Origin of the sequence: Lysobacter sp. H21R4 (genome assembly GCF_015277535.1) — a bacterium.
In the GTDB taxonomy this organism is placed as follows: Bacteria; Pseudomonadota; Gammaproteobacteria; order Xanthomonadales; family Xanthomonadaceae; genus Novilysobacter; species Novilysobacter ciconiae.
Genome location: NZ_CP063772.1, coordinates 1,752,646 through 1,776,874, shown reverse-complemented (window position 1 = coordinate 1,776,874; position 24,229 = coordinate 1,752,646). Strand labels below are relative to the sequence as shown.

Genomic DNA, 24,229 nt, shown 5'->3' with positions numbered 1-24,229 from the left:
ATCTGAACGAATGAAAGCGACTGGAAATTTCGAGGCGTGCCGCAACGTCGACCCGATGGTCGTGCTGTCCGATGCGACGCGCGCGTTCATTGACCACTGGGTGGCCAAGTTCCCGGCCGACCGCAAGCGCTCGGCGGTGATCCAGGGGCTGTTTGCGACCCAGGAGCAGAACGGCGGCTGGCTGAGCGACGAACTGATCGCCGCGGTCGCCCGCTACCTGGGCCTGCCGCCGGTGCTGGCCTACGAGGTGGCGACGTTCTACTCGATGTTCGTGCTCGAGCCGGTCGGCCGCAACAACGTCGCCTTCTGCACCAACATCAGCTGCTGGCTCAACGGCGCCGAAGAGCTGGTCGCCCATGCGGAGAAGACGCTGGGCTGCAAGCTGGGCGAGTCCAGCCCCGATGGACGGGTGTTCCTCAAGCGCGAGGAGGAGTGCGTCGCCGCCTGCTGCGGTGCCCCGGTGATGCTGGTCAACGGTCATTACCACGAGAAGCTCGACGCCGCTGCCGTCGACGCGATCTTCGCTGGTCTGGAGTGAGGCAGAACATGTCCCACCACGATTATTCCAAGAGCGCCGGCCCGGTGGGTCCGGCTCCGCAGGAGCACAACGTGGTCTACACCACGTTGCACTTCGACACGCCCTGGTCCTACGACAACTATGTCGAGATCGGCGGCTATGAGGCCTGGCGCAGGATCCTCGCCGAGAAGATCCCGCGCGCGGACATCATCGAGATGGTCAAGCAGTCGGGCCTGCGCGGCCGCGGCGGTGCGGGCTTCCCGACCGGCCTGAAGTGGAGCTTCATGCCCAAGGACGACGGGGTGCAGAAGTACATCCTGTGCAACTCCGACGAGTCCGAGCCGGGCACCTGCAAGGACCGCGACATCCTGCGCTACAACCCGCACGCGGTGCTCGAGGGCATCCTGATCGCCTGCTACGCGACGGGCTCCACGGTGGCCTACAACTACATGCGCGGCGAGTTCCACCACGAGCCTTTCGAGCGCATCGAGCAGGCGCTCAAGGACGCCTACGCCAACGGCCTGGTCGGCAGGAACGTGCTCGGCTCAGGCATCGACGTCGACATCTACAACGCGCTGGGCGCGGGCGCCTATATCTGCGGTGAGGAAACCGCGCTGATGGAGTCGCTGGAAGGCAAGAAGGGCCAGCCGCGCTACAAGCCGCCGTTCCCGGCCAACTTCGGCCTGTTCGGCAAGCCGACCACGATCAACAACACCGAGACCTATGCCTCGGTGCCGGCGATCATCCGCAACGGCGCGGAGTGGTTCCTCAACCTGGGCAAGCCCAACAACGGCGGCGCGAAGGCGTTCTCGGTGTCCGGCCACGTCAACAAGCCGGGCAATTACGAAGTCCGCCTGGGCACGCCGTTCGCCGAGCTGCTTGAAATCGCCGGTGGCGTGCGCAACGGCAACAGGATCAAGGGCGTGATCCCCGGCGGTTCCTCGATGCCGGTGTTGCCGGGCGAGACCATGATGGGCCTGACCATGGATTACGACGCGCTGCAGAAGGCCGGCTCCGGCCTGGGCTCCGGCGCGGTGATCGTGATGGACGAGACCACCTGCATGGTCCGCGCCTGCCAGCGCATCTCCCGGTTCTACTACCAGGAAAGCTGCGGCCAGTGCACCCCGTGCCGCGAGGGCACCGGCTGGATGTACCGCATGATCAGCCGAGTGGTCGACATGCGCGCCACGGTCGAGGACCTGCATGTGCTGCGCGAGTCGGCCGGGCAGATCGAAGGACACACCATCTGTGCCTTCGGCGAGGCTGCCGCGTGGCCGGTGCAGGGATTCCTGCGCCATTACTGGAACGAATTCGAGTACGCGATCGTGAACAAGCGCTTCCTGGTCGATGACCTGCGCGACGGCCGGGTAGTGGGGGCAGCGGCATGAGCACGACTCCGGACAAGCCGACCGAAGACGCGCCCGTCGTGCCCGAAGGCCACGTGTCGATCGAAATCGACGGCGTGGCCACCTTTGCGCCCAAGGGCTCGATGATCATCCAGGCCGCCGACAAGATCGGTATTCCGATCCCGCGTTTCTGCTACCACGACAAGCTGTCGATCGCGGCCAACTGCCGGATGTGCCTGGTCGATGTCGACAAGATGGGCAAGCCCGCACCGGCCTGCGCCACGCCGGTCATGGACAACATGAAGGTCCACACGCGCAGCGAAAAGGCGCTCAAGTCGCAGCGCAACGTGATGGAATTCCTGCTGATCAACCATCCGCTCGACTGCCCGGTCTGCGACCAGGGCGGCGAGTGCGAGTTGCAGGACCTGTCGCTGGGTTACGGGCGCTCGGTCAGCCGCTTCAACGAGCGCAAGCGGGTGGTGGCCGACGAGGACATCGGGCCGCTGGTCGCCACCGAGATGACCCGCTGCATCCACTGCACCCGCTGCGTCCGCTTTACCGCGGAGATTGCCGGCACCTATGAGCTGGGCGGCATGTACCGCGGCGAGGACCTGCAGATCGGCACCTACGACGGCAAACCGCTGACTACCGAGCTGTCAGGCAACGTGATCGATGTCTGCCCGGTGGGCGCGCTGACCAACAAGCCGTTCCAGTTCCGTGCCCGCGCGTGGGAGATGGTTGCCCGCGAGTCGCTGGGCTACCACGACGCGCTGGGCAGCAACCTGTTCCTGCACGTGCGCCGGGGCGAGGTCATGCGCACCGTGCCGCGCGACAACGAGATGGTCAACGAATGCTGGCTGTCGGATCGCGACCGCTACTCGCACCAGGGCCTGTACGCCGCCGATCGGGCGATTGCGCCGATGCTGAAGGAAGGCGGCCAGTGGCGCGAGGCGACCTGGGAGGAGGCACTTGCCGAGGCCATCCGCGTGCTTCGCGACAATGCCGGTGACAACCTCGGCGTGCTGGTCCATCCCGCCACCTCGAATGAAGAGGGCGCGTTGCTCGCGCGCCTGGCGGATGCGCTGGGCACCGGCAACCTCGACCACCGCCTCAGCCAGTCCGACCTGTCGGATGCGGCCGTGGCGCAGGTCTTCGCCGCCCGCGTTGCCGACATCGGGCAAGCGGACGCGATCGTGATCGTTGGTTGCAACCTGCGCCACGAGCTGCCGCTGGTGAATGCGCGCGTGCGCAAGGCGTGGCAGAACGGTGCGAAGGTCCATGTCGTCAATCCGGTCGATTTCGAGCAGACCTTTGACCTGACCAGCAAGCACATCGTCGCACCGTCGCAAATGGCTGCCGCCCTGGCGGACGCCGGCTTGCGCGAGGCCCTCAACGGCACGAAGAGCGCGCTTGTGTTTGTGGGCGCGCTGGCCGAGAACGGTCCGCATGCCGCCGCCATCCGCGCCGCGGTCGGCGACTTCGCTGCCGCAACCGGCGCGAGCGTGTGCCGCATCCCGCAGGGGGCCAATGCGGTCGGCCTGTCCGATCATGGCGTGCTCCCCACCTCGCGCGACGCGATGGGCATGCTCGCCGAGGCGCGCGCCGCGTACGTCCTGTACGGCGTCGAGCCCGGCCTCGATTTTGCCGACACCGCAACCGCGATGAAGGCGCTCTCCGGTGCGCAGGTCGTGGCGTTCAGCCATTTCGCCTGCGAATCCACGCTGGCGGTGGCGGACGTCATCCTGCCGATCGGCTTGCTGCCGGAGATCGACGCCACCCTGACCAATCTGGAAGGGCGCGAGCAGGTTGCCGTGGCCGGCGGCAAACTGCCGGGCCAGGCGCAGCCGGGCTGGCGGGTGCTGCGGGCACTGGCAGGCGATCTGGGGCTGGCGGACTTCGACTTCATTGATCTGGCCGGTTTGCGTGCCAGCATGGTCAAGCGTGAGGTCACGCCGGTCGCCGGAAAGTCGCCTGCGCCGGGTAGCGACGGGCTGGAGCTGGCAGTGGGAACGGCCATCTACCGCTGCGACGCGGTCGTGCGTCGCGCCGCCGCGCTGCAGGCCCATCCACTGAATGTCGGCCCGCATGTGCGCCTGCACCCGGAGGATGCTCGCGAGCTCGGCCTCCAGAATGGCGCGACGGGCAGCTTCGGTAGCGCAGCGGGTAACGCATCGCTGCCCGTGCTGGTCACCGACATGGTGGCGCGCGGCACGGCGTGGATCGAGAACGGCCACGGCGCGACCGCGCCGCTGGGTTCGGGCCGGGTCACGGTCGGGAGGGCGTCGGCATGATGAACAGCGTTATCGACCCGTTCCACGGCTGGCTGGTCTCGTTCGGCGCGGTGGGGACGATTGCGTGGCTGGTGCTGATGATCGTGGCGATCTGCGTGCCGCTGATCCTCGCGGTCGCGTTCTACGTGCTCTGGGAGCGCAAGCTGATCGGCTGGATGCACGTGCGCGTTGGGCCGAAATATGTCGGTTTCGGCGGCTTCCTGCAGACCTTTGCCGACGTCTTCAAGCTGCTGTTCAAGGAGATGCTGCAGCCGTCCGCCGCATCGCCGTTCCTGTACCGGCTCGCGCCGATGCTGGCACTGGTGCCGGCGCTGGCGACCTGGGCGGTCATCCCCTTCGATGCCAAGGTGGTGCTGTCCAACGCTAACGCCGGTCTGCTCTACATCCTGGCGATGACCTCGCTGGGCGTGTACGGCGTGATCCTGGCCGGTTGGGCGACCAACTCCAAGTACGCCCTGCTGGGCGCGATGCGCGGTGCAGCGCAGATGGTCGCCTACGAGATCGCGATGGGCTTCTCCCTGGTGGGCGTGATGCTCGCTGCCGGCAGCCTGAACCTGACCGAGATCGTGATGGCGCAGTCCGGCAACGCCGGTCTGTTCGAGTGGTTCTGGCTGCCGCTGCTGCCGCTGTTCGTGATCTATTTCGTGTCCGGTGTCGCCGAGACCAACCGCCTGCCCTTCGACATGGTCGAGGGCGAGTCGGAGATCACCGGTGGCCACCTGGTCGAGTACTCCGGCGCCGGGTTCGCGCTGTTCTTCCTGGCCGAATACGCCAACATGATCCTGATCAGCTTCTTGGTCTCGATCTTCTTCCTTGGCGGCTGGCTCAGCCCGTTGCAGGGCCTGGGCATCCCACTGCTGTCGGTGGACGGCTGGTGGTGGCTGATGGCCAAGGTGTTCTTCTTCGCCAGTTGCTTCATCTGGTTCCGCGCCTCTTTCCCGCGCTACCGCTATGACCAGATCATGCGGTTGGGCTGGAAGGTCTTCGTTCCGCTGGCGATCGCCTGGATCGCGGTGGTGGCGGTCATGGCGTATTTCGGCGTGTTCGAGCCGGGGCAATAGGGTAGAGGCATGAATCGCATCGTTTCCTTTTTCAAAAGCCTGCTGCTCATCGAGCTGGTGCGTGGCATGGGCCTGACGCTGAAATACGCGTTCAAGCCCAAGTACACGCTGATGTATCCGATGGAGAAGACGCCGCAGTCGGTGCGCTTTCGCGGTATCCACGCGCTGCGCCGCTACCCCAACGGCGAAGAGCGCTGCATCGCGTGCAAGCTGTGCGAGGCGGTGTGCCCGGCGCTGGCGATCACGATCGACTCGGAGCGCCGCGAGGACGGCACCCGCCGCACCACGCGCTACGACATCGACCTGTTCAAGTGCATCTATTGCGGCTTCTGCGAGGAGTCGTGCCCGGTGGACTCGATCGTCGAGACCCACATCCACGAGTACCACTTCGACCAGCGCGGACAGAACATCGTCACCAAGCCGCAGCTGCTGGCAATTGGCGACCGGCTCGAGGCCGAGATTGCCGAACGTCGCGCCTCCGACGCGCCCTACCGCTGAGTGCACCCCATGGATTTCGTCTTCATCGCGTTCATCACTTTTTCCATCGCCGCCGTCGCGGCGGCGGTCGCCGTCATCAGCGTGCGCAACCCGGTGCACTCGGCGCTGTCGCTGGTGCTCACCTTCTTCTCGGTCGCCTGTGTGTGGATCGTGGGGGGCGCGGAGTTCCTTGGCGTGGCCCTAGTCGTCATCTACGTCGGCGCGGTGATGGTGCTGTTCCTGTTCGTGGTCATGATGCTGGACATCGATATCGTCGGCATGCGCGAGGGCTACGTGCGCTACCTGCCGGTCGGTCTGGTGGTGGCGGTGGTGATGCTGGTCGAGATGCTGATGCTGATCGGCGCGCGCGCCAAGATGGCCCATCCGTTCCCGGCCGACCCCGCCCTGGCCGCCGGCGTGGGCAATACCGAGTGGGTCGCGACCGAGCTGTTCACGCGGTTCCTGCTGCCATTTGAAACCGCGGCGGTGATCCTTACCGTGGCGGTGATCGCGGCGGTGACCCTCACCCTGCGGCCGATCCGCGAGGGCGGCAAGAAGCAGAACCCCAGCCACCAGGTCAAGGTGCGCGTCGCCGACCGCCTGCGCGTCGTGCAGATGGGTTCGTCCACGCCCGCCAAGCTGCATGACCCTGTGGCACCCGACGTCAATCCGGAGGAGGGCGCGTAATGGAAATGGTCGCTTCCAGCCTGGCCCTGGGCCACTACCTCGCATTGGGTGCGGTGCTGTTCTGCATCTCCGTTGCGGGCATCTTCCTCAACCGCAAGAACGTCATCGTGCTGATCATGTCGATCGAGCTGATGCTGCTCGCGGTCAATATCAATTTCGTGGGTTTCTCGCGTCAGTTCGGCGACCCTTCCGGCCAGGTGTTCGTGTTCTTCATCCTGACCGTGGCTGCGGCTGAAGCCGCCATTGGCCTGGCGATCCTCGTCACGCTGTTCCGTAACAGGCGCACGATCAACGTCGCCGAAATCGATTTGATGAAGGGCTGATCCGATGTCGGGTATGGAATTCGTCGTTTCCAAGTCGGCGCTGCTGGCCATCGTCCTCGCGCCACTGGTGGGCACGATCATCGCGGGCTTCTTCGGTCGCCGGATCGGCCGCGCCGGGGCGCACCGCGTCACCATCCTGGGCGTGGCGATCAGCTGCGCGCTGTCGGGCTGGGTGCTGTGGCAGCTGGTGGGGCAGGGTGCTGCACCGTTCAACGAGAACCTCTACACCTGGTTCAAGGTCGGCGGCTTCGAGGCCCACATCGGCTTCATGGTGGACAAGCTCACCGCGATGATGATGGTGGTGGTGACCTTCGTCTCGCTGCTGGTGCACATCTACAGCATCGGTTACATGGCCGGCGACGACGGCTACCAGCGCTTCTTCAGCTACATCAGCCTGTTCACCTTCTCCATGCTGGCGCTGGTGATGAGCAACAACTTCCTGCAGCTGTTCTTTGGCTGGGAAGCGGTGGGTCTCGTCTCGTACCTGCTGATCGGGTTCTGGTTCAAGCGTCCGACCGCGGTGTTCGCCAACTTCAAGGCGTTCATGGTCAACCGCGTCGGGGATTTCGGCTTCATCCTGGGCATCGCCGCGGTGGCGTGGCACTTTGGCTCGCTGGACTACGCGACCGTGTTCGCCAATTCGACCAGCCTGGTCGGCCAGACGATGTCGGTGATCGACGGGCACGAGTGGTCGATCGCGACGGTGATCGGCATCTGCCTTTTCATCGGCGCGATGGGCAAGTCCGCGCAGGTGCCGCTTCACGTGTGGTTGCCCGATTCCATGGAAGGCCCGACGCCGATCTCCGCGTTGATCCATGCCGCGACCATGGTCACCGCCGGCATCTTCATGGTGGCGCGGATGTCGCCGCTGTTCGAGCTGTCGGATACCGCGCTGCAGTTCATCCTCTTCATCGGTGCGACCACTGCGTTCTTTACCGGCCTGATCGGCATCGTGCAGAACGACATCAAGCGGGTGATCGCGTATTCCACGCTGTCCCAGCTGGGCTACATGACCGTCGCGCTGGGCGTATCGGCGTACAGCGCGGGCGTCTTCCACCTGATGACCCACGCCTTCTTCAAGGCGCTGCTGTTCCTGGGCGCCGGCTCGGTGATCATCGGCATGCACCACGAGCAGGACATGCGCCGCATGGGCGGCCTGCGCAGGTACATGCCGGTCACCTACTGGACGATGCTGATCGGCACCCTGGCCCTGGTCGGCACGCCGTTCCTCAGCGGTTTCTATTCCAAGGACACCATCATCGAGGCGGCGCACCACGCCAGCGCCGGTGGCAGCTGGGTCCACCAGTACGCGTACTGGGCGGTGCTGCTGGGCGCGTTCGTGACCGCGTTCTACAGCTTCCGCCTGCTGTACCTGACCTTCCATGGCAAGGAGCGCTTCCGCGACGCGTCGGCCGCCGGCCACGCTGACGCCCTCCCGCACGCGCACCACGACGTCCACGAGCCACACGAGTCGCCGCTGTCGGTGACCGTGCCGCTGGTCCTGCTGGCGATCCCCTCGGTGCTGATCGGCTTCTTCACCGCCGGCCCGATGCTGTTTGGCACCAACTGGAGCGGCAATATCGAACAGGCGCCGTTCTTCCTCGGCTCCATCGATGTCAGCGCCGCGCGTGACGTGGTTGCCGCGCTCGCGGCCGAGGTCTGGCATGGCCCGGTCCAGTTCGCACTGCATGGCCTGACCGCACCGACGTTCTGGCTCGCCCTGGGCGGGTTCGCACTGGCCACGGTGATGTACGTCTGGAAGCCGGACTTGCCCGCCAAGGCGCGCGCGACACTGTCCGTGCCGGTTCGCATCCTCGAGGAGAAGTACGGTTTCGACACCCTGTGGATCAAGGGCCTGGCCGGTGGCAGCCTCAAGGTCGGCCAGGCATCCAGCGCGGTGGACAGCAAGTTGATCGACGGCCTGTTCGTCAACGGCAGCGTCCGGGTGGTCGAGCTGGTTGCCAACCTGAGCCGCCGGATCCAGTCCGGCTACCTGTACCACTACGCCTTTGTGATGATTGTCGGCCTGATCGTGATGCTGGCCGCGCTCATCCGTAACCTGATCTGACAAGGACCGCGACGTGACCCCCGAGCCCTTCCAGAGCGCGCTTCCTTTGCTGAGCCTGCTTGTTTGGCTGCCGATCATCGGCGGCCTGATCACCCTCGCCCTCGGCAACGAGCGCGCGGTTCCCGCCCGCTGGTTTGCCACCGGCGTGGCCGCCGTTACCTTCGTGCTCAGCCTGCTGCTGTTCACCGGATTCGACTACAGCACCGCGGCGATGCAGTTCGTCGAGAACAAGCCGTGGATCCCGGCCTTCGACATCCGCTATCACTTTGGCGTGGACGGATTCTCGGTGCCGCTGATCGGCCTGACCGCGCTGACCTCGGTGCTGGTGCTGATCGGCGCGTGGGGCGTGGACAAGCGCGTCAGCCAGTACTACGCGTCCTTCCTGATCCTGGAAGGGCTGATGATCGGCATCTTCTGTGCGCTCGACTCGATGCTGTTCTATGTGTTCTTCGAGTGCATGCTGATCCCGATGTTCATCATCATCGGCGTCTGGGGCGGTCCGCGTCGGGTCTACGCCGCGCTGAAGTTCTTCATCTACACCTTCCTCGGGTCGGTGTTCATGCTGGTGGCGCTGATCTACCTGTACATGAAGGGCGGCAGCTGGCAGATCGCCGACATGGTGCAGCTGTCGCTGTCGGCCACCGAGCAGACGTGGATATTCTTCGGCTTCCTGCTGGGCTTCGCGATCAAGATCCCGATGTTCCCGGTGCACACCTGGTTGCCGGACGCCCACGTCGAGGCGCCGACCGCCGGCTCGGTGATCCTGGCCGCGATCATGCTGAAGATCGGTGGCTACGGGTTCCTGCGTTTCGCGCTGCCGATCGTGCCTGACGCCGGCGCCGAATGGGCGTGGCTGCTGATCGCGCTGAGCCTGATCGCGGTGGTCTACGTGGGTCTGGTGGCGCTGGCGCAGTCGGACATGAAGCGGCTGATTGCCTACTCCTCGGTCGCGCATATGGGTTTTGTGACCCTGGGCACCTTCATCGCCTTCAGCCTGGTGCGCGACTTCGGCAACGTCGATGCGGCACGTCTCGGCCTGCAGGGTGCGATGGTGCAGATGGTCAGCCACGGCTTCATTTCCGCGGCGCTGTTCACCAGCATCGGCGTGCTCTATGACCGCCTGCACACGCGCCGGATCAGCGATTACGGCGGCGTGGCGAACCTGATGCCGGCGTTCGCCGTGTTCTACGTGTTGTTCGCGATGGCCAACTCCGGTCTGCCGGGCACGTCCGGCTTCGTGGGCGAGTTCATGGTCATCGTCGCCAGCTTCCAGAAGCATCCGCTGATCGCCTTGGTGGCGGCGCTGACCCTGATCATCAGCGCAGGTTACAGCCTGTGGCTGGTCAAGCGCGTGCTCTGGGGTCCGGTCGCCAATGACAAGGTCGCGGCGATGAAGGACCTCAACGGCCGCGAGATGTTCGTGCTGGGCGTGTTTGCCGTCTTTACCCTGGCGCTGGGCGTATGGCCCAAGCCGCTGACCGACATGATGGAACCCACCATCGCCAATCTGGCGATGCAGATCGCCGCATCCAAGTTCTAAGCAGGTTGCAACCCGTCCAGTCGGCCAATCGCGCGACCTGCGCCTGACCAATCAGAGATAGCCAATGATCCACGTACGTTCCGCCGCCGAATTGCTGCCGCTGTTGCCAGAGCTGGTCCTGGTCGGCGGCGCCTTCGCGCTGCTGATGCTCGACCTGTTCCTGGACGAGACCCGCCGCGCCGTCACCCATGTGCTGTCGATGGTCCTGTTGCTGGGCGTGGCGGCGATGATCGCCGCGGGCGCTGGAGGACACGGGGTCGTCTTCGACGGCATGTTCGTGCGCGACACGCTGGCCGACGTGCTGAAGATCGGCATCGCGCTGGCGTCGGCGTTGTCGATGGTCTACCTGTGGCCGTTCATGCGCGAGCGGGGCATCTACAAGGGCGAGATGTCCGTGCTGATGCTGTTCGCGACCCTGGGCATGATGCTGCTGGTATCGGCCGGCAACCTGGTGATGATCTACATCGGCCTGGAGATGCTCGCGCTGTGCTCGTACGCGCTTGTGGCCATCGATCGCGACAATTCCATGGCGTCCGAGGCCGGCATCAAGTACTTCGTGCTGGGCTCGCTCGCATCCGGCCTGCTGCTCTACGGCCTGTCGCTGATCTACGGCGCGACCGGCGCCCTGGACATCCAGGCGGTCGCACTGGCTGCGCAGGTCACCGAATCACCGACGCTGCTGGCCACGGGTCTGGTGTTCGTGGTCGCCGGCATCGCCTTCAAGTTCGGCGCCGCGCCTTTCCACATGTGGCTGCCCGACGTGTACCACGGCGCGCCCACCCCGATCACGCTGTTCATCGGTTCGGCGCCCAAGCTGGCGGCGTTCGGCCTGACCTACCGCCTGCTGGAGCAGGGGATGGGGCCGCTGGATGACCATTGGCGGCTGATGCTGGGCGTGCTGGTGGTGCTGTCGCTGGCGATCGGCAACCTCGGCGCGCTCATGCAGGTCAACCTGAAGCGGATGCTGGCGTACTCGACCATTTCCCACGTCGGCTTCCTGCTGATCGGTTTCGCCGCCGCCACGCCCGGCGGTTACGCGGCGGCGATGTTCTACGCGATCAGCTACGCGCTCATGGCGGCGGCCGCCTTCGGCGCCATCGTGGTGATGTCGCGCCGCGGCTTCGAGGCCGACGAGATCATCGACTACCGCGGCCTGAATTCGCGCAATCCGTGGATGGCCTTGATGATCCTGCTGGTGATGTTCTCGCTCGCCGGCGTGCCTCCCTTCATCGGCTTCTGGGCCAAGCTTGCGGTGCTGCAGGCCGCGGTGCAGGGCGACATGCTCTGGCTGGCGATCGTCGGTATCGTTTTCGCGGTGATCGGCGCGTTCTACTACCTGCGCGTGGTCAAGGTGATGTACTTCGATGAGCCGGTGGGCGCGGTGCATCCGCCGTCCAGCAACCGGCCGCTGCGGATCGTGTTCGGCGTGAACGCAATGATCCTGCTTGCCCTGGGCCTGGCCTGGAGCCCCGTGATGGAGTGGTGCCAGCGTTCCTTCGGCATCTGAGTCGGCGCGCCGGACGTCGCGCGCGACGTTCGATGCTCCGCGTGGCGACGCAAACCGATTGTTGTTCCCATTTGGACGGCGAGCGGTTATGATGCTCGGCCCGAGAGGGTGCGAAGGCCGGTAAAACGGGCTTCGGGCAACACCGGCGGACATCGTCCGTCGGGCAGGAAATCCCCCAGAGGTCTTGCCGGGCTCTTGCGAAGTTTCAAGTCCGCCGATACAATGGGCGGCCTGATGCGGGGTGGAGCAGTCTGGCAGCTCGTCGGGCTCATAACCCGAAGGTCGCAGGTTCAAATCCTGCCCCCGCTACCAGCTTCAGATCAGGATCGCCAGAGCAACGGCGTTCCGCGGACCAGCCTCCATGAGTCTCGTCCGTGATGATCGAAGCCTGGGCTTGGTGACACGCTCTGCTCGCGTGTCGCGCCGACATCCAGGTGTTTGGACAAGGGGCCCATCGGGTCCTTTGTTGTTTTTGCTGGAATGGTTTGCAGATACCCACGAGCCACTCGCCACCGCAGGAGTCAGCCACGCGTGACGGACAAAGCCGCCGAAATCAGCCGCCTTCTCGCCCCCACCGTGGCTTCGCTGGGAGTCGAGTTGCTTGGCATCGAGTACCTCCCTTCGCCAGGCGGTGCGGTCGTGCGGTTGTACATCGACGTGCCGGCCGACGAGGCTGCGCCCGCGGAGACCGGCAACGGTGACGAACTGCCGCGGTCGGTGTCGATCGAGGACTGCGAGGCGGTGAGCCGCGAGGTATCCGCCCAGCTCGACGTGGAAGACCCGATCTCCGGCAATTACACCCTCGAGGTGTCCTCCCCCGGGCTCGATCGACCGCTGTTCACGCAGGCGCAGTTCGCCCGCTTCATCGGCGAGACCGCCAAGGTCACCCTGCGCCTGCCGATGGATGGCCGGCGGCGGCTGACCGGCGTCATTACGCGGGTCGACGGGGAAGGCGTATCGTTCCTCGTGGACGGTGCCGACCTGCGGGTGGAGGCGGACAATATCGACAAGGCGCGCCTGGTCCCCGACTGGGCCGCGCTGGGTCTGGCGCCAAGCAAGCCCGGTGCCAAGCCGGGTGCTCGAAAGAATCCAACCGGAAAATCAACCAACAAGCCGACGGCGGACGAACCGCCCGCGGCGGAGTGACGAGATGAGCAAGGAACTGTTGCTGGTCGTGGACGCGGTCGCCCATGAGAAGGGCGTGCCGGAGTCGGTGATCCTCGATGCGATCGAGGCGGCGCTGGCCTCCGCGGCGAAGAAGCGCTACCTCGACGAAGACGTGCTGGTCCGGGTCAAAATCAATCCCGAGGACGGCAGCTACGAGACCTTCCGGCGCATGGAAGTCGTCGCCGATGACGTGGTCATGGAGTCGCCAGACCGCCAGATCCGCCTGATGGATGCCGTCGACGAGGTCGAGGGCGTCGAGGTCGGCGACTACATCGACGAGCAGATCGACAACCCGGAGTTCGGACGCATCGCCGCGCAGGCCGCCAAGCAGGTGATCGTGCAGCGCGTGCGCGAGGCCGAGCGCGCGCAGGTCATCGATGCCTGGAAGGACCGCGTCGGCGAGCTGGTCACCGGCATCGTCAAGCGTGTCGAACGCGGCAACATCTACGTCGACCTGGGCGGCAACGCCGAGGCGATCATCACCAAGGACAAGGGCATTCCCCGTGACGTCCTGCGTGCCGGCGACCGCGTGCGTGGGTACCTCTACGACGTGCGCAGCGAGCCGCGTGGGCCGCAGCTGTTCATCAGCCGCGCTGCCCCCGAGTTCATGATGGAATTGTTCAAGCTCGAGGTGCCCGAGGTCGGCCAGGGCCTGGTTTCGATCATGGGCTGCGCGCGCGATCCGGGCGACCGCGCCAAGATCGCGGTGCTGGCGCACGACAACCGGACCGATCCGATCGGTGCGTGCATCGGCATGCGCGGTTCGCGCGTGCAGGCGGTCACCAACGAGCTCAATGGCGAACGCGTGGATATCGTGCTGTGGTCCGACAATCCGGCCCAGTTCGTGATCAACGCGATGGCGCCCGCCGAGGTCCAGTCGATCATCGTCGACGAGGACAAGCACTCGATGGACCTGGCGGTGGCCGAAGACCGCCTCGCCCAGGCGATCGGCAAGGGCGGCCAGAACGTGCGCCTCGCCAGCCGTCTGTCGGGCTGGCAGCTCAACGTGATGACCCAGGACCAGGTCACCGAGAAGTCGGAGGCCGAGCAGTCCGCCGCGCGCCAGCTGTTCCAGGAGAAGCTGGAGGTCGACGAGGAAATCGCGTCGATCCTCGTCGCCGAAGGTTTCAACACGATCGAGGAGATCGCCTACGTTCCCGTGGGCGAGCTGCTGGCCGTGGAGGGCTTCGACGAGGACATCGTCGAGGAGCTGCGCACCCGCGCCCGCGACGCGCTGCTCGACGACGCGCTGGCCGCGGAAGAGGCGGTGGAGGACGAGGGCGCGCCCTCGCAGGACCTGCTCACCCTCGAGGGCATGGACGAGGATCTCGCCCTGGCGCTGGCGGCGCGGGGCATCGTCACCCGGGATGACCTGGCCGACCTTGCCACCGACGAGCTCGCCGACGTGGAAGGTCTGGACGAGGCACGCGCCTCGGCCCTGATCATGGAAGCGCGCAAGCACTGGTTCGAGTAACGCGGCGGGGTTTTTGACCGGGTTCAGGTAACCCAGCCGCTACAATGCATCATCACGCACGGGCACTGGTCCCGTGCCACAGGACACGGAAACCGAATGTCGCAGCAAACCACCATCCGCAAGTTGGCCCAACTGGTGAATACGCCGGTCGAGAAGTTGCTGGAGCAGTTGGCCGAGGCCGGCATGCCGTTCAGTGGCCCGGACCAGGCCGTCACCAGCACCGAGAAGGTCAAATTGCTCGGGTTCCTGCGTCGCACCCATGGCAAGCCGGAAACCGCGGACGCCAAGGGCGAGGCCCCGAAAAAGATCACCCTCAACCGCAGTCGTCGGCAGGAACTCACCGTCGGCGGTGGCAAGAGCCGGTCGACGGTGGATGTCGTCGTGCGCAAGAAGGTCACCGTGGTCCGGCCCGATGCCGGCGTGGTGGATCCGACCGATGAGCGCGCCGAGATCCTGCGCAAGCTGGAGGAGTCCCGTCAGCGCAACCTGGCCGAGCAGAAGGCACTGGCCGAGGCGGACAAGCGCCGCGCTGAAGAGGCCGAGCAGGCCAAGCGCGACGCCGAGGACGCCGCGCGCCGCAAGATCGAGGAAGCCAAGGCTGCCGAAGCCGCGCCCGTCGTGGATTCGCCTGACGAGGTGCCCGAGCCGGCGCCGACCCACGGCCACGGCCATCCCAAGCCACCCGCGCGCGGCGACGACCGTCCCGCCGCGCCGCGCAAGGGTCGCGGTGCTGCCGCCCCGGCGGGCCGCGACGAGGATCGCGGCGGCAAGCGATTCGCCGGCCAGATGCACCTGAGTGCATCCGACCGGGCGCGCCGCTCGACCAACACCCGTGGCCGCGCCAAGCCGCGCCGCCAGAGCGACCAGAGCCGTACCGGTACGGGCTTCACCCGGCCCACGGCGCCGATCGTGCGTGACGTGGCCATTGGCGAGACCATCACGGTTGCCGATCTGGCCCAGAAGATGTCGCTGAAGGGCGGCGAAGTGGTCAAGGCGCTGTTCAAGATGGGCGTCATGGCGACCATCACCCAGAGCATCGACCACGACACCGCCGCGCTGGTGACCGAGGAGCTGGGCCACAACGTGGTCCGCGCCGACGCCGCCGACGTGGAAAACGTCCTGCTCGCCCACGTCGAGAATCTCGACGCCGAGCAGAGCAGCCGTCCGCCGGTGGTGACCATCATGGGTCACGTCGACCACGGCAAGACCTCGTTGCTGGATTACATCCGCCGCACCAAGATCGCCACCGGCGAGGCGGGCGGCATCACCCAGCACATCGGCGCATATCACGTCGAAACCGACAAGGGCATCATCAGCTTCCTGGATACCCCGGGCCACGCGGCGTTCTCCTCGATGCGCTCGCGCGGTGCCAAGCTGACCGACATCATCGTGCTCGTGGTTGCCGCCGACGATGGCGTGAAGCCGCAGACGGTGGAAGCGGTGCAGCATGCCAAGGCCGCCGGCGTCCCGCTGATCGTGGCGATCAACAAGATCGACAAGTCCGAAGCCGACCCGCTGCGGGTCAAGAACGAGTTACTCGAGCACGAGGTCGTCGCCGAGGAGTTCGGTGGTGACACCCAGTTCGTCGAGCTCTCGGCCAAGACCGGCCAGAACATCGACGGCCTGCTGGATGCCATCACGCTGCAGGCCGAGTTCCTCGAGCTGTCGGCGGTGGCCGACGGCCGCGCCAGCGGCGTGGTGATCGAATCCGCGCTCGACAAGGGCCGCGGTGCCGTGGCCACCGTGCTGGTGCAGCAGGGCGAGCTGAAGAAGGGCGATTACCTGGTCTGTGGCGTGCAGTACGGCCGCGTCCGTGCCCTGTTCAACGAGGCCGGCGAGCAGGTCGAGTCGGCCGGGCCGTCCATTCCGGTCCAGGTGCTGGGCCTGTCGGGTGTACCTGATGCCGGCGACGATTTCGTCGTCGTCGAGGACGAGCGCCTGGCCAAGGACGTCGCCGAGCAGCGCGACGCCCAGCGCCGCGAGTCGCGCCTGGTCGCCCAGAGCGGCAACCGGATGGAAGACATCATGGCGCAGATCGGGCAGGGCGATCAGCTCAGCCTGCCCTTGATCGTCAAGGCCGACGTGCAGGGCTCGGTGCAGGCACTGCGCGAGGCCCTGACCGCGCTGTCGACCGACGATATCCGCATCAACGTCATCGGTTCCGGCGTGGGTGGCATCAACGAGTCCGACGCCCAGCTGGCGTCGACCTCCAAGGCCACCATCATCGGCTTCAACGTCCGTGCGGACGCATCGGCGCGCAAGGTCATCGAGACCAACGGCGTCGACCTGCGTTACTTCTCGATCATCTATGACGTGATCGACCAGGTGAAGCAGGTGGCGTCGGGCATCCTGGGCGTGGAGATCCGCGAGGAGATCATCGGCAACGCCGAGGTCCGCGACGTCTTCCGCAGCTCCAAGTTCGGCGCCGTGGCCGGCTGCATGGTCACCGAGGGCGTGGTCAAGCGCACCAAGCCGATCCGCGTCCTGCGCGACAGCGTGGTGATCTTCGAGGGCGAGCTGGAATCCCTGCGTCGCTTCAAGGACAACGTGGACGAAGTGCGCAGCGGCACCGAGTGCGGTATCGGCGTGAAGCAGTACAACGACGTGCAGCCGGGCGACGTCATCGAATGCTTCGAGCGCATCGAAGTCCAGCGCACGCTGTGATCGCATGAAGACCTTCCACCGATCCGACCGCGTTTCCGCCCAGCTCCGCCGTGAGCTGGGCACGCTCGTGCACGCCGCCGTGCGCGAGCATGGCCTGCCGTCGGTCAGCGTGTCCGATGTGGAGGTCACCCGCGACCTCGCCCACGCCAAGGTGTTCGTGACCGCGTTGCAGGCCGAGCGTTCCCAGGAGGCGATGGCCGGCCTGAAGGAACTCGTCAAGCCGTTGCGTTACGAGTTGGGCCGGGCGATGAAGCTGCGCCACGTACCCGAACTGCATTTCCACTACGACGACTCGGTCGACCGCGGCGAGCGTATCGACAACCTGCTGCGTGACAATCCGCCGCTGCCCGTGGACGACGGCGAAGACCAGCAGGAATGACCCACGCGGGTAAACGTCCGCGCACGCGGTTTCGTTCTCTCGACGGCCTGCTGCTGCTGGACAAGCCCTCCGGCCTGAGCTCCAACCAGGCGATGCAGCGTGCGCGTCATCTCTTTCGTGCCCGCAAGGCGGGCCACACCGGCAGCCTGGACCCGCTGGCGACCGGCCTGCTGCCCATCTGCTTTGGCGAGGCGACCAAGATCGCCGGCCTGCTGCTGGGGGCCGACAAGGCCTATCTGGCCACGGCGGTGCTTGGCGTCACCACCGATACCGACGATGCCGACGGCGCGGTACTTCGCGAGCGCCCCGTCCCTGCGCTGACCGATGCCGATATCGAGGCCGCACTGTCGCCGCTGCGCGGTGGGATCGAGCAGCGCGCACCGATCTATTCCGCGCTCAAGCAGGGCGGCGAACCGCTGTATGCCAAGGCCCGGCGCGGCGAGGCGATCGAGGCGCCGGTACGCGAGGTAACCGTGCACTCCCTGGACTTGCTCGGGCGCAGCACGCAGCGCCTCCAGCTCGGCGTGGAATGCGGTTCAGGTACGTACATCCGCAGCCTCGTGCGAGACCTGGGCGAGACGCTGGGGTGCGGGGCGCATGTGGAGCAGCTCCGGCGCACGTGGGTCGATCCCTTCCGGCAACCGCGGATGTTCACCCTCGAGGCGCTCGAAGCACTGGCCGCGCAGGGCGACGCGTTTCTGGACGCCGCGCTCCTGCCCATCGAGGCCGGGCTGGCGGACTTTGCGCGGGTCGATGTCGATGAGGCGCAGGCACGCGCCATGAGCTACGGGCAACCTGCCGTACCGATGACACCCTGCGTCGCGGAGGGCACGGTAGCGGTCCACGACCAGTGCGGGCGCGTGCTGGGCATCGGTCGCCTGGATGACGCCGGTCGGGTCCATCCGCAGCGGCTGTTTGCATGGGCGACAGCGCCACACGGCTGAGATGGCTCCCCGGCGCCTTGTTGTCATCTGGGCAGGGGGCTACAATTCCCCTTGCCTTACACAGGCTTCCTTCGTTCCAACAATTCCTACCATCCAGCGGCGGACCATTGTGGTGCGCCGGCGCTTTTTTCCAGTGCCGGCAGCGTTCTGCGGGTCGCGCGTCTACGAGGCAACACATGTCCATCGATACCCAGAAAGTCATTGAAGAGAACAAGCGCGGCGAAAACGACACCGGCTCCCCGGAAGTCCAGGTTGCCCTGCTTACCGCACGCATCGAGATGCTCCAGGGGCACTTCAAGGAGCACAAACAGGACCACCACAGCCGTCGCGGCCTGCTGATGATGGTCAACCGCCGTCGCAGCCTGCTGGATTATCTGCACCGCAAGGACGTGGCGCGTTACAAGGCGTTGATCGCGAAGCTCGGACTTCGCCGCTAAACCTTTTCCCATCGCGGCGCTCACGAGCGCCGCGATGCGTTTCCGCGGTCGGAAGATCGTGGTAGAACCAGCAACAGGTCGCCAGCCGGTGACCGACCGGGCCCGCCCGGCCGATCCCGCATCGCACCCGCACCGATAGGAATCAAACGTGTCAAAAATTACCAAGACCTTCCAGTACGGCAAGCACCAGGTCACCCTGGAAACCGGTGAGATCGCCCGCCAGGCCGGCGGCGCAGTAATCGTCCGCGTTGAAGACACCGTGCTGCTGGTCAGCGCGGTTGCCAACAAGACCGCGCGCGAGGGCCAGGATTTCTTCCCCCTGACCGTCGACTATCAGGAAAAGTTCTACGCCGGCGGCCGCATCCCCGGCGGCTTCTTCAAGCGCGAAGGGCGCCAGACCGAGAAGGAGACCCTGATCTCCCGCCTGATCGACCGTCCGATCCGCCCGCTGTTCCCCGATGGCTTCCGCAATGAAGTCCAGATCATCGCCACGGTGATGTCGCTGAACCCGGAGATCGACGGTGACATCCCCGCCCTGATCGGCGCCTCCGCCGCGCTCGCCCTATCGGGTGCGCCGTTTGATGGCCCGATCGCCGCCGCCAAGGTCGGCTACAAGGACGGTGAGTACATCCTCAACCCGACGGTCTCGGAGCTGGAGGATTCCAAGCTTGAGCTCGTCGTGGCCGGTACCGCCGATGCGGTGCTGATGGTCGAGTCCGAAGCCGATGTGCTGTCCGAGGACGTCATGCTGGGCGCGGTGATGTTCGGCCACCAGCAGATGCAGGTCGCGATCAACGCGATCAACGAGCTGGTTGCCGAAGCCGGCAGGCCCAAGTGGACCTGGTCCGCGCCGGCGGCCGACGAGTCGCTGGTCGCCGCGCTGAAGTCCGCGCTGGGCGATCGCCTGACCCAGGCGTTTGCGGTGAGTGACAAGCTCGAGCGCAAGGACGCCATCTCGGCGCTGAAGAAGGACGTGCTGGCCTCGATGGCCGAGCAAATGGAAGCCAACGGCTGGACCACCAGCGACGTATCCAAGCAGTTCTCGCAGCTGGAATACAGCACCCTGCGCGGCACTGTGCTCAGCACCAAGGTCCGCATCGACGGTCGTGCCCCCGATGCGGTGCGCGGGATCAGCTCCAAGGTGAGCATCCTGCCGCGCGTGCACGGCTCGGCGCTGTTCACCCGTGGCGAGACCCAGGCGATCGTTGCGGTCACCCTGGGTACCGCGCGCGATGGCCAGGTCATCGACGCGGTCGGTGGCGAGTACAAGGACCACTTCCTGTTCCACTACAACTTCCCTCCCTACTCGGTGGGCGAAGCCGGCCGCATGATGGGCCCGAAGCGCCGCGAGATTGGCCACGGCCGTCTGGCCAAGCGCGGCGTGCTCGCCGTGATGCCGACCATGGAAGCCTTCCCGTACACCATCCGCGTCGTCTCGGAGATCACCGAATCCAACGGTTCCTCCTCGATGGCGTCGGTCTGCGGCAGCTCGCTGGCGCTGATGGATGCCGGCGTGCCGATCAAGGCACCGGTGGCCGGTATCGCGATGGGCCTGGTCAAGGAGGGCAATGACTACGTCGTGCTGTCCGACATCCTCGGTGACGAGGATCACCTGGGCGACATGGACTTCAAGGTGGCCGGTACCAGCGAGGGCATTTCGGCCCTGCAGATGGACATCAAGATCCAGGGTATCACCGAGGAGATCATGAAGGCCGCGCTGCAGCAGGCCAAGGCCGGTCGCCTGCACATCCTGGGCGAGATGGCCAATGCGATGACCAGCCCGCGTGGCGAGCTGAGCGAGTTCGCGCCGCGCCTGATCACCATCAAGATCCATCCCGACAAGATCCGCGAAGTGATCGGCAAGGGTGGCTCCGTCATCCAGGCCATCACCAAGGAAACCGGCACCCAGATCGACATCCAGGACGACGGCACGATCACCATCGCCTCGGTCAACGCGATCGCCGGCCAGGCTGCCAAGGACCGGATCGAGCAGATCACCTCGGACGTCGAGCCGGGCCGCATCTACGAAGGCAAGGTCGCCAAGATCATGGACTTCGGTGCGTTCGTGACGATCTCCCCCGGGAAGGACGGTCTGGTCCACGTGTCGCAGATCTCCAACGACCGCGTCGAGAAGGTCAGCGACGTGCTCAAGGAAGGCGACATGGTCAAGGTCAAGGTGCTGGAAGTCGACAAGCAGGGCCGTATCCGCCTGTCGATGAAGGCCGTCGAGGAAGGCGAGGGCGCCGCGGCGGAGTAATCCGTCCGGGCACCCGCGCTTGATGGCAGAAAAGCGGGCTTCGGCCCGCTTTTTTCATGCGCCGGGTTTGGGTCCGCGTCCGGTGAAATGGTCCATCGAGGAGTAGACGCGGAACACCCTGTCGGCCAGCACGTCCCACAAGGGCAGCGGCAGCACGCCGCGCAGCGCGCCGCTGAGCCAGACCGACCACGGCATCATCAGGCGTGGCTTGCCGCGTTTCATCGCCCGCCAGGCGCGGTCGACGACATCCTCCGGCGCCATCAGCGGGGTCAGCAGCGGCGGCCGCGCGCCGGCGAACATGCCGGTGGTGATGTAACTGGGGATCAGGGTCGTGACGCGCACGTGGCCGTGGCCTGCGCGCAGCAGCTCCAGTCGCAGCGAATCGCTCCAGCCGATCACCGCCCATTTGGACGCGGCGTAGACGCTCATCCGCGGCACCGACAGCATCCCGGAGGCGGAGGCCACGTTGAGCAGCCGCGCGGGCCCGGGGTTGGCGATCATCGCCGGCAGGAACTCACGGGCGATGTGCATCAGCGCCAGCACGTTGATGTCCATCACCGCCGCGATGTCGTGGCTGTGGTCGTGCTCCCAGAACAGCTTGCTGCGCACGATGCCGGCGTTGTTGATGACCACATCCGGATCGCCGACCTCGCTGCGGACCCGCTCCGCGGCGGTGGTGATGTCGGACAGGGAGGCGACGTCGACAACATGGGCGTGCACCTGCGTGCCCGCCCGGCCGATCTCGTCCCGGGTGGCCGCCAGAGCCGGTCCGTCCAGGTCCCAGAGCACCACCGACCTGGCCCCCTCGGCGATGGCACGCTCGGCGTAGAGCCGGCCCATGCCCATCGCCGCGCCGGTGACCAGGACAATTTTTCCCGCTACTGACTGCATGCCCGCTCCCCTTGCATCGGCCGATTGTGCACGAGCGGCGGGCTGGTCGCGCCTCAGCCCGGTTGCAGGGACGACGGCAGGCCGAACAGTCGCTCGGCGTTGGCCGAGGTGGCGGCCGCCAGTTCCTGCGGGGCGATTTCGCGCAAACCGGCGATCGTGTCCAGCACGTGGGTGAGGCGCGCAGGTTCGTTGCGCTTGCCCCGATGGGCGGCATCGGGCTGGTCGGGGGCGTCGGTCTCCAGCAGCAGCCATTCCAGCGGCATGGTCGCGACGATCCGGCGCAGTCGCCTGGCTCGATTGTAGGTGACCGGCCCGCCGATTCCGAGCATGAAGCCGTGCTCCCAGAGGATCTCCGCCTGCTGCTGGCTGCCGGGAAAGCTGTGGACGACACCGCGAAGATTGCCGATCCGGCGGATCGCGGCGATGACCTGATCCACCGCGCGGCGCGCGTGCACGATCACGGGCAGGTCGAAGTCGCGGGCCAGTTTGAGCTGGGCATCGAAGTACCACTCCTGCTCATCCCGGTCCGGATCGGGGATGTAGAAGTCCAGCCCGCATTCGCCCACGGCTGCCGGCTTCTCACGCTCGATCCACTGCTCCAGCTGAGCCATGTGCTCGCGCCGGTGTGCGTCCAGGAACATCGGGTGCAGACCGTAGGCGGGGTGCAGCCCCTCACGGGAGGCACAGACATCGCGCAAGCCCGGCCAGCCGGCGGCAATCGTCGCCGGCACCACCTGCCGGGTCACGCCGGCGGCGAGGGCGCGCTCGATCACCGCAGTGCGGTCCTGGTCGAACTCGGGAGCGTCCAGGTGGCAATGGGTGTCTACCAGCACGGGGTGTCTACCAACACGGCGCGGCTACCGGGCGGGCCGGGTCAACGCCGCACCTTTGGCGGCGCGTCGATCACCTGCCCGCGCTGCTTCCATTGCGCAAACATCAGGGTGCCCAGCCCCAGCAGGATCTCGTCCACGAACGGCACGGGGTCGGGAATCAGTACCGATAGCAGGAACAGCGCTGCGGTGATCTTGAACAGGGTGGGGAAGCGCAGCTTCCGCGCCCAGCCCATGAAAGGTGAAACAAGGGGGTTGGCCATGGGTGTCCTCGTAGTGCGGGTGCGACCGTCATCAGTATCGCAACTGCCATGTTGCCGCTGTGCAGACGCATTTTGACAACTTGTGACGCAAAGTGCGGTTCCGTTCAGCCGGGTGATGGTGGAATGGGCCCAGTCGAAATCGCGGGCGGGTCCCGCACGGATGAGGTGGAGAGATGAACAAGAACATGCTTGCCGTTGCCGTTGCTGCCCTGATGGTCGGTGGCGTCGCGGTTGCCGCCTACAATTCGTTCGACAGATCGCCGGCCGATGCCCATGCCGCGGATCTTTCGCCTGTCTCAGGGAACTCGCTGATCGGGTTCTCCGGCGATTCGCGGGCCGACGGCTCGATCGCCGCGTTGGACCCCGCACCGGCGGGACAGCTTGCGTACGCGCAGGTGGTCGACGTGGAGGAAGTGACGGAAAAGGAACCCATGTACGCGGTCGTCACCGGGGTGGATCCGGTCCGTGAAACCAGCACGGTGTCCAATCCGCGCCAGGTGTGCAACGACGTGGTGGTGCAGGAGCGCCTGCCCGAACGCGATGGCAACGTCGGCGGGACGGTTGCCGGTGCGGTGATCGGCGGCGTCCTGGGCAACCAGATCGGCAAGGGCAACGGGCGCAAGGCAGCGACCGCGGCCGGCGCCGTCGCCGGTGGTTTTGTAGGCAACCGCGTCGACCGCAATCACGTCGGTGGTCGGGTCGTGGAGCGGGTGGACCGGCAGTGCCGCACCGTTGCCGACACCTCCCAGTCCAGCCGGGTGGTCGGCTACGACGTCTCGTTCCGCAATCCGGATGGCACGACGGGCAGCAAGCGCATGGGCAGCAAGCCCGGCGAGCGCATTTCGCTGGGCAGCCGGGATGAGGTGGTGGGCTACGACGTCACCTACCGCTTCGACGGCCAGGAGCGCACCGTGCGCATGAACGATCGCCCTGGTGACCGCCTGCCAGTGATCGATGGCGAGGTGGTGGTGCAGACGGCGTCCGTGGCTGGTACTCCACGCGGCTGATCGCGATCACAGCTGCCGGTAATACGCCCAAGGGGCCGGATATTCCGGCCCCTTCCCGTTTGGGCCGAGGCGAGCAGGGTGTGCTCCATCCGGCGTGCT

Annotated in this window: 21 protein-coding genes and 1 tRNA gene; 19 read left to right on the top strand and 3 right to left on the bottom strand. The window is 66.1% G+C overall.

Annotated elements, in window-relative coordinates:
- Window positions 1–10: 10 nt before the first annotated feature.
- The 18 genes from nuoE to pnp all read left to right on the top strand — a co-directional run bounded on the left by nuoE (window position 11) and on the right by pnp (window position 21,139).
- Window positions 11–538 carry an NADH-quinone oxidoreductase subunit NuoE gene (nuoE, locus tag INQ40_RS08085; RefSeq protein ID WP_193983595.1) on the top strand — a complete coding sequence of 176 codons (528 nt, stop codon included), beginning with the start codon at window positions 11–13 and terminating at the stop codon, window positions 536–538.
- Between the two features lie 8 nt (window positions 539–546).
- Complete coding sequence (gene nuoF, locus INQ40_RS08080; RefSeq protein WP_194340026.1) at window positions 547–1,905, top strand: NADH-quinone oxidoreductase subunit NuoF; 1,359 nt, start codon at window positions 547–549, stop codon at window positions 1,903–1,905.
- Entirely contained in the window at window positions 1,902–4,154 is a 2,253-nt protein-coding gene (gene nuoG, locus INQ40_RS08075) for an NADH-quinone oxidoreductase subunit NuoG (RefSeq protein WP_194340025.1), read from the top strand. Before nuoF ends, nuoG begins: the two co-directional genes overlap by 4 nt.
- Window positions 4,154–5,215: an NADH-quinone oxidoreductase subunit NuoH gene (gene nuoH / locus INQ40_RS08070; protein WP_193987295.1), complete on the top strand. Its 1,062-nt coding sequence runs from the start codon at window positions 4,154–4,156 to the stop codon at window positions 5,213–5,215. The genes nuoG and nuoH overlap by 1 nt, the downstream gene beginning before the upstream one ends.
- Window positions 5,216–5,224: 9 nt before the next feature.
- Window positions 5,225–5,713, top strand: coding sequence for an NADH-quinone oxidoreductase subunit NuoI (gene nuoI / locus INQ40_RS08065; RefSeq protein ID WP_193983589.1), 489 nt, complete (start codon window positions 5,225–5,227; stop codon window positions 5,711–5,713).
- A gap of 9 nt (window positions 5,714–5,722) precedes the next feature.
- Window positions 5,723–6,379, top strand: a complete 657-nt coding sequence (locus INQ40_RS08060; RefSeq protein WP_194340024.1) for an NADH-quinone oxidoreductase subunit J — start codon at window positions 5,723–5,725, stop codon at window positions 6,377–6,379.
- A gap of 5 nt (window positions 6,380–6,384) precedes the next feature.
- On the top strand, window positions 6,385–6,702 hold the full coding sequence (gene nuoK / locus INQ40_RS08055; RefSeq protein WP_193987294.1) for an NADH-quinone oxidoreductase subunit NuoK: 318 nt from the start codon (window positions 6,385–6,387) through the stop codon (window positions 6,700–6,702).
- Between the two features lie 13 nt (window positions 6,703–6,715).
- A complete protein-coding gene (gene nuoL, locus INQ40_RS08050) occupies window positions 6,716–8,770 on the top strand; it encodes an NADH-quinone oxidoreductase subunit L (protein WP_194340023.1) in 2,055 nt (684 codons plus the stop codon).
- 13 nt (window positions 8,771–8,783) lie between these two features.
- Window positions 8,784–10,310: an NADH-quinone oxidoreductase subunit M gene (locus INQ40_RS08045; protein WP_193983583.1), complete on the top strand. Its 1,527-nt coding sequence runs from the start codon at window positions 8,784–8,786 to the stop codon at window positions 10,308–10,310.
- A 64-nt stretch (window positions 10,311–10,374) separates the two neighbouring features.
- Window positions 10,375–11,817 (top strand): NADH-quinone oxidoreductase subunit NuoN, encoded by a 1,443-nt coding sequence (gene nuoN, locus INQ40_RS08040; RefSeq protein WP_194340022.1) that lies wholly within the window; start codon window positions 10,375–10,377, stop codon window positions 11,815–11,817.
- A 235-nt stretch (window positions 11,818–12,052) separates the two neighbouring features.
- Window positions 12,053–12,129: transfer RNA gene (locus tag INQ40_RS08035), tRNA-Met, on the top strand.
- Between the two features lie 219 nt (window positions 12,130–12,348).
- On the top strand, window positions 12,349–12,963 hold the full coding sequence (rimP, locus tag INQ40_RS08030; RefSeq protein ID WP_194340021.1) for a ribosome maturation factor RimP: 615 nt from the start codon (window positions 12,349–12,351) through the stop codon (window positions 12,961–12,963).
- Window positions 12,964–12,967: 4 nt separating this feature from the next.
- Window positions 12,968–14,458, top strand: coding sequence for a transcription termination factor NusA (gene nusA / locus INQ40_RS08025; RefSeq protein ID WP_193983577.1), 1,491 nt, complete (start codon window positions 12,968–12,970; stop codon window positions 14,456–14,458).
- Window positions 14,459–14,554: 96 nt separating this feature from the next.
- Complete coding sequence (gene infB / locus INQ40_RS08020) at window positions 14,555–17,122, top strand: translation initiation factor IF-2 (RefSeq protein WP_194340020.1); 2,568 nt, start codon at window positions 14,555–14,557, stop codon at window positions 17,120–17,122.
- Window positions 17,123–17,126: 4 nt separating this feature from the next.
- On the top strand, window positions 17,127–17,501 hold the full coding sequence (gene rbfA / locus INQ40_RS08015) for a 30S ribosome-binding factor RbfA (RefSeq protein ID WP_194340019.1): 375 nt from the start codon (window positions 17,127–17,129) through the stop codon (window positions 17,499–17,501).
- Window positions 17,498–18,445 carry a tRNA pseudouridine(55) synthase TruB gene (truB, locus tag INQ40_RS08010; protein ID WP_194340018.1) on the top strand — a complete coding sequence of 316 codons (948 nt, stop codon included), beginning with the start codon at window positions 17,498–17,500 and terminating at the stop codon, window positions 18,443–18,445. The genes rbfA and truB overlap by 4 nt, the downstream gene beginning before the upstream one ends.
- A gap of 176 nt (window positions 18,446–18,621) precedes the next feature.
- Entirely contained in the window at window positions 18,622–18,882 is a 261-nt protein-coding gene (gene rpsO, locus INQ40_RS08005) for a 30S ribosomal protein S15 (protein ID WP_043957234.1), read from the top strand.
- 148 nt (window positions 18,883–19,030) lie between these two features.
- Window positions 19,031–21,139, top strand: a complete 2,109-nt coding sequence (gene pnp, locus INQ40_RS08000) for a polyribonucleotide nucleotidyltransferase (protein WP_194340017.1) — start codon at window positions 19,031–19,033, stop codon at window positions 21,137–21,139.
- A gap of 54 nt (window positions 21,140–21,193) precedes the next feature.
- Here the strand turns inward: pnp and INQ40_RS07995 are convergent, their stop codons facing one another.
- The 3 genes from INQ40_RS07995 to INQ40_RS07985 are packed head-to-tail and all read right to left on the bottom strand — an operon-like array spanning window position 21,194 to window position 23,123.
- Window positions 21,194–22,030: an SDR family NAD(P)-dependent oxidoreductase gene (locus tag INQ40_RS07995; protein ID WP_194340016.1), complete on the bottom strand. Its 837-nt coding sequence runs from the start codon at window positions 22,028–22,030 to the stop codon at window positions 21,194–21,196.
- Between the two features lie 53 nt (window positions 22,031–22,083).
- The gene (locus INQ40_RS07990) at window positions 22,084–22,860 is read right to left on the bottom strand and encodes a TatD family hydrolase (protein WP_194342485.1); all 777 of its coding nucleotides are present in this window, start codon (window positions 22,858–22,860) and stop codon (window positions 22,084–22,086) included.
- A 44-nt stretch (window positions 22,861–22,904) separates the two neighbouring features.
- Window positions 22,905–23,123 carry a DUF6116 family protein gene (locus INQ40_RS07985; protein ID WP_194340015.1) on the bottom strand — a complete coding sequence of 73 codons (219 nt, stop codon included), beginning with the start codon at window positions 23,121–23,123 and terminating at the stop codon, window positions 22,905–22,907.
- Window positions 23,124–23,296: 173 nt separating this feature from the next.
- Between INQ40_RS07985 and INQ40_RS07980 the strand changes: the two genes are divergently transcribed.
- Window positions 23,297–24,130 carry a glycine zipper 2TM domain-containing protein gene (locus INQ40_RS07980; RefSeq protein ID WP_305058770.1) on the top strand — a complete coding sequence of 278 codons (834 nt, stop codon included), beginning with the start codon at window positions 23,297–23,299 and terminating at the stop codon, window positions 24,128–24,130.
- Window positions 24,131–24,229 lie beyond the last annotated feature (99 nt).

Coding starts and splice junctions, on each gene's coding strand:
- rbfA (WP_194340019.1), top strand. CDS start 17,127: ATGAAGACCTTCCACCGATCCGACCGCGTTTCCGCCCAGCTCCGCCGT.
- nuoI (WP_193983589.1), top strand. CDS start 5,225: ATGAATCGCATCGTTTCCTTTTTCAAAAGCCTGCTGCTCATCGAGCTG.
- nuoL (WP_194340023.1), top strand. CDS start 6,716: ATGGAATTCGTCGTTTCCAAGTCGGCGCTGCTGGCCATCGTCCTCGCG.
- INQ40_RS07985 (WP_194340015.1), bottom strand. CDS start 23,123: ATGGCCAACCCCCTTGTTTCACCTTTCATGGGCTGGGCGCGGAAGCTG.
- nuoF (WP_194340026.1), top strand. CDS start 547: ATGTCCCACCACGATTATTCCAAGAGCGCCGGCCCGGTGGGTCCGGCT.
- nuoE (WP_193983595.1), top strand. CDS start 11: ATGAAAGCGACTGGAAATTTCGAGGCGTGCCGCAACGTCGACCCGATG.
- INQ40_RS07980 (WP_305058770.1), top strand. CDS start 23,297: ATGAACAAGAACATGCTTGCCGTTGCCGTTGCTGCCCTGATGGTCGGT.
- nuoK (WP_193987294.1), top strand. CDS start 6,385: ATGGTCGCTTCCAGCCTGGCCCTGGGCCACTACCTCGCATTGGGTGCG.
- truB (WP_194340018.1), top strand. CDS start 17,498: ATGACCCACGCGGGTAAACGTCCGCGCACGCGGTTTCGTTCTCTCGAC.
- infB (WP_194340020.1), top strand. CDS start 14,555: ATGTCGCAGCAAACCACCATCCGCAAGTTGGCCCAACTGGTGAATACG.
- nuoH (WP_193987295.1), top strand. CDS start 4,154: ATGAACAGCGTTATCGACCCGTTCCACGGCTGGCTGGTCTCGTTCGGC.
- nusA (WP_193983577.1), top strand. CDS start 12,968: ATGAGCAAGGAACTGTTGCTGGTCGTGGACGCGGTCGCCCATGAGAAG.
- INQ40_RS07995 (WP_194340016.1), bottom strand. CDS start 22,030: ATGCAGTCAGTAGCGGGAAAAATTGTCCTGGTCACCGGCGCGGCGATG.
- INQ40_RS08060 (WP_194340024.1), top strand. CDS start 5,723: ATGGATTTCGTCTTCATCGCGTTCATCACTTTTTCCATCGCCGCCGTC.
- nuoN (WP_194340022.1), top strand. CDS start 10,375: ATGATCCACGTACGTTCCGCCGCCGAATTGCTGCCGCTGTTGCCAGAG.
- nuoG (WP_194340025.1), top strand. CDS start 1,902: ATGAGCACGACTCCGGACAAGCCGACCGAAGACGCGCCCGTCGTGCCC.
- rpsO (WP_043957234.1), top strand. CDS start 18,622: ATGTCCATCGATACCCAGAAAGTCATTGAAGAGAACAAGCGCGGCGAA.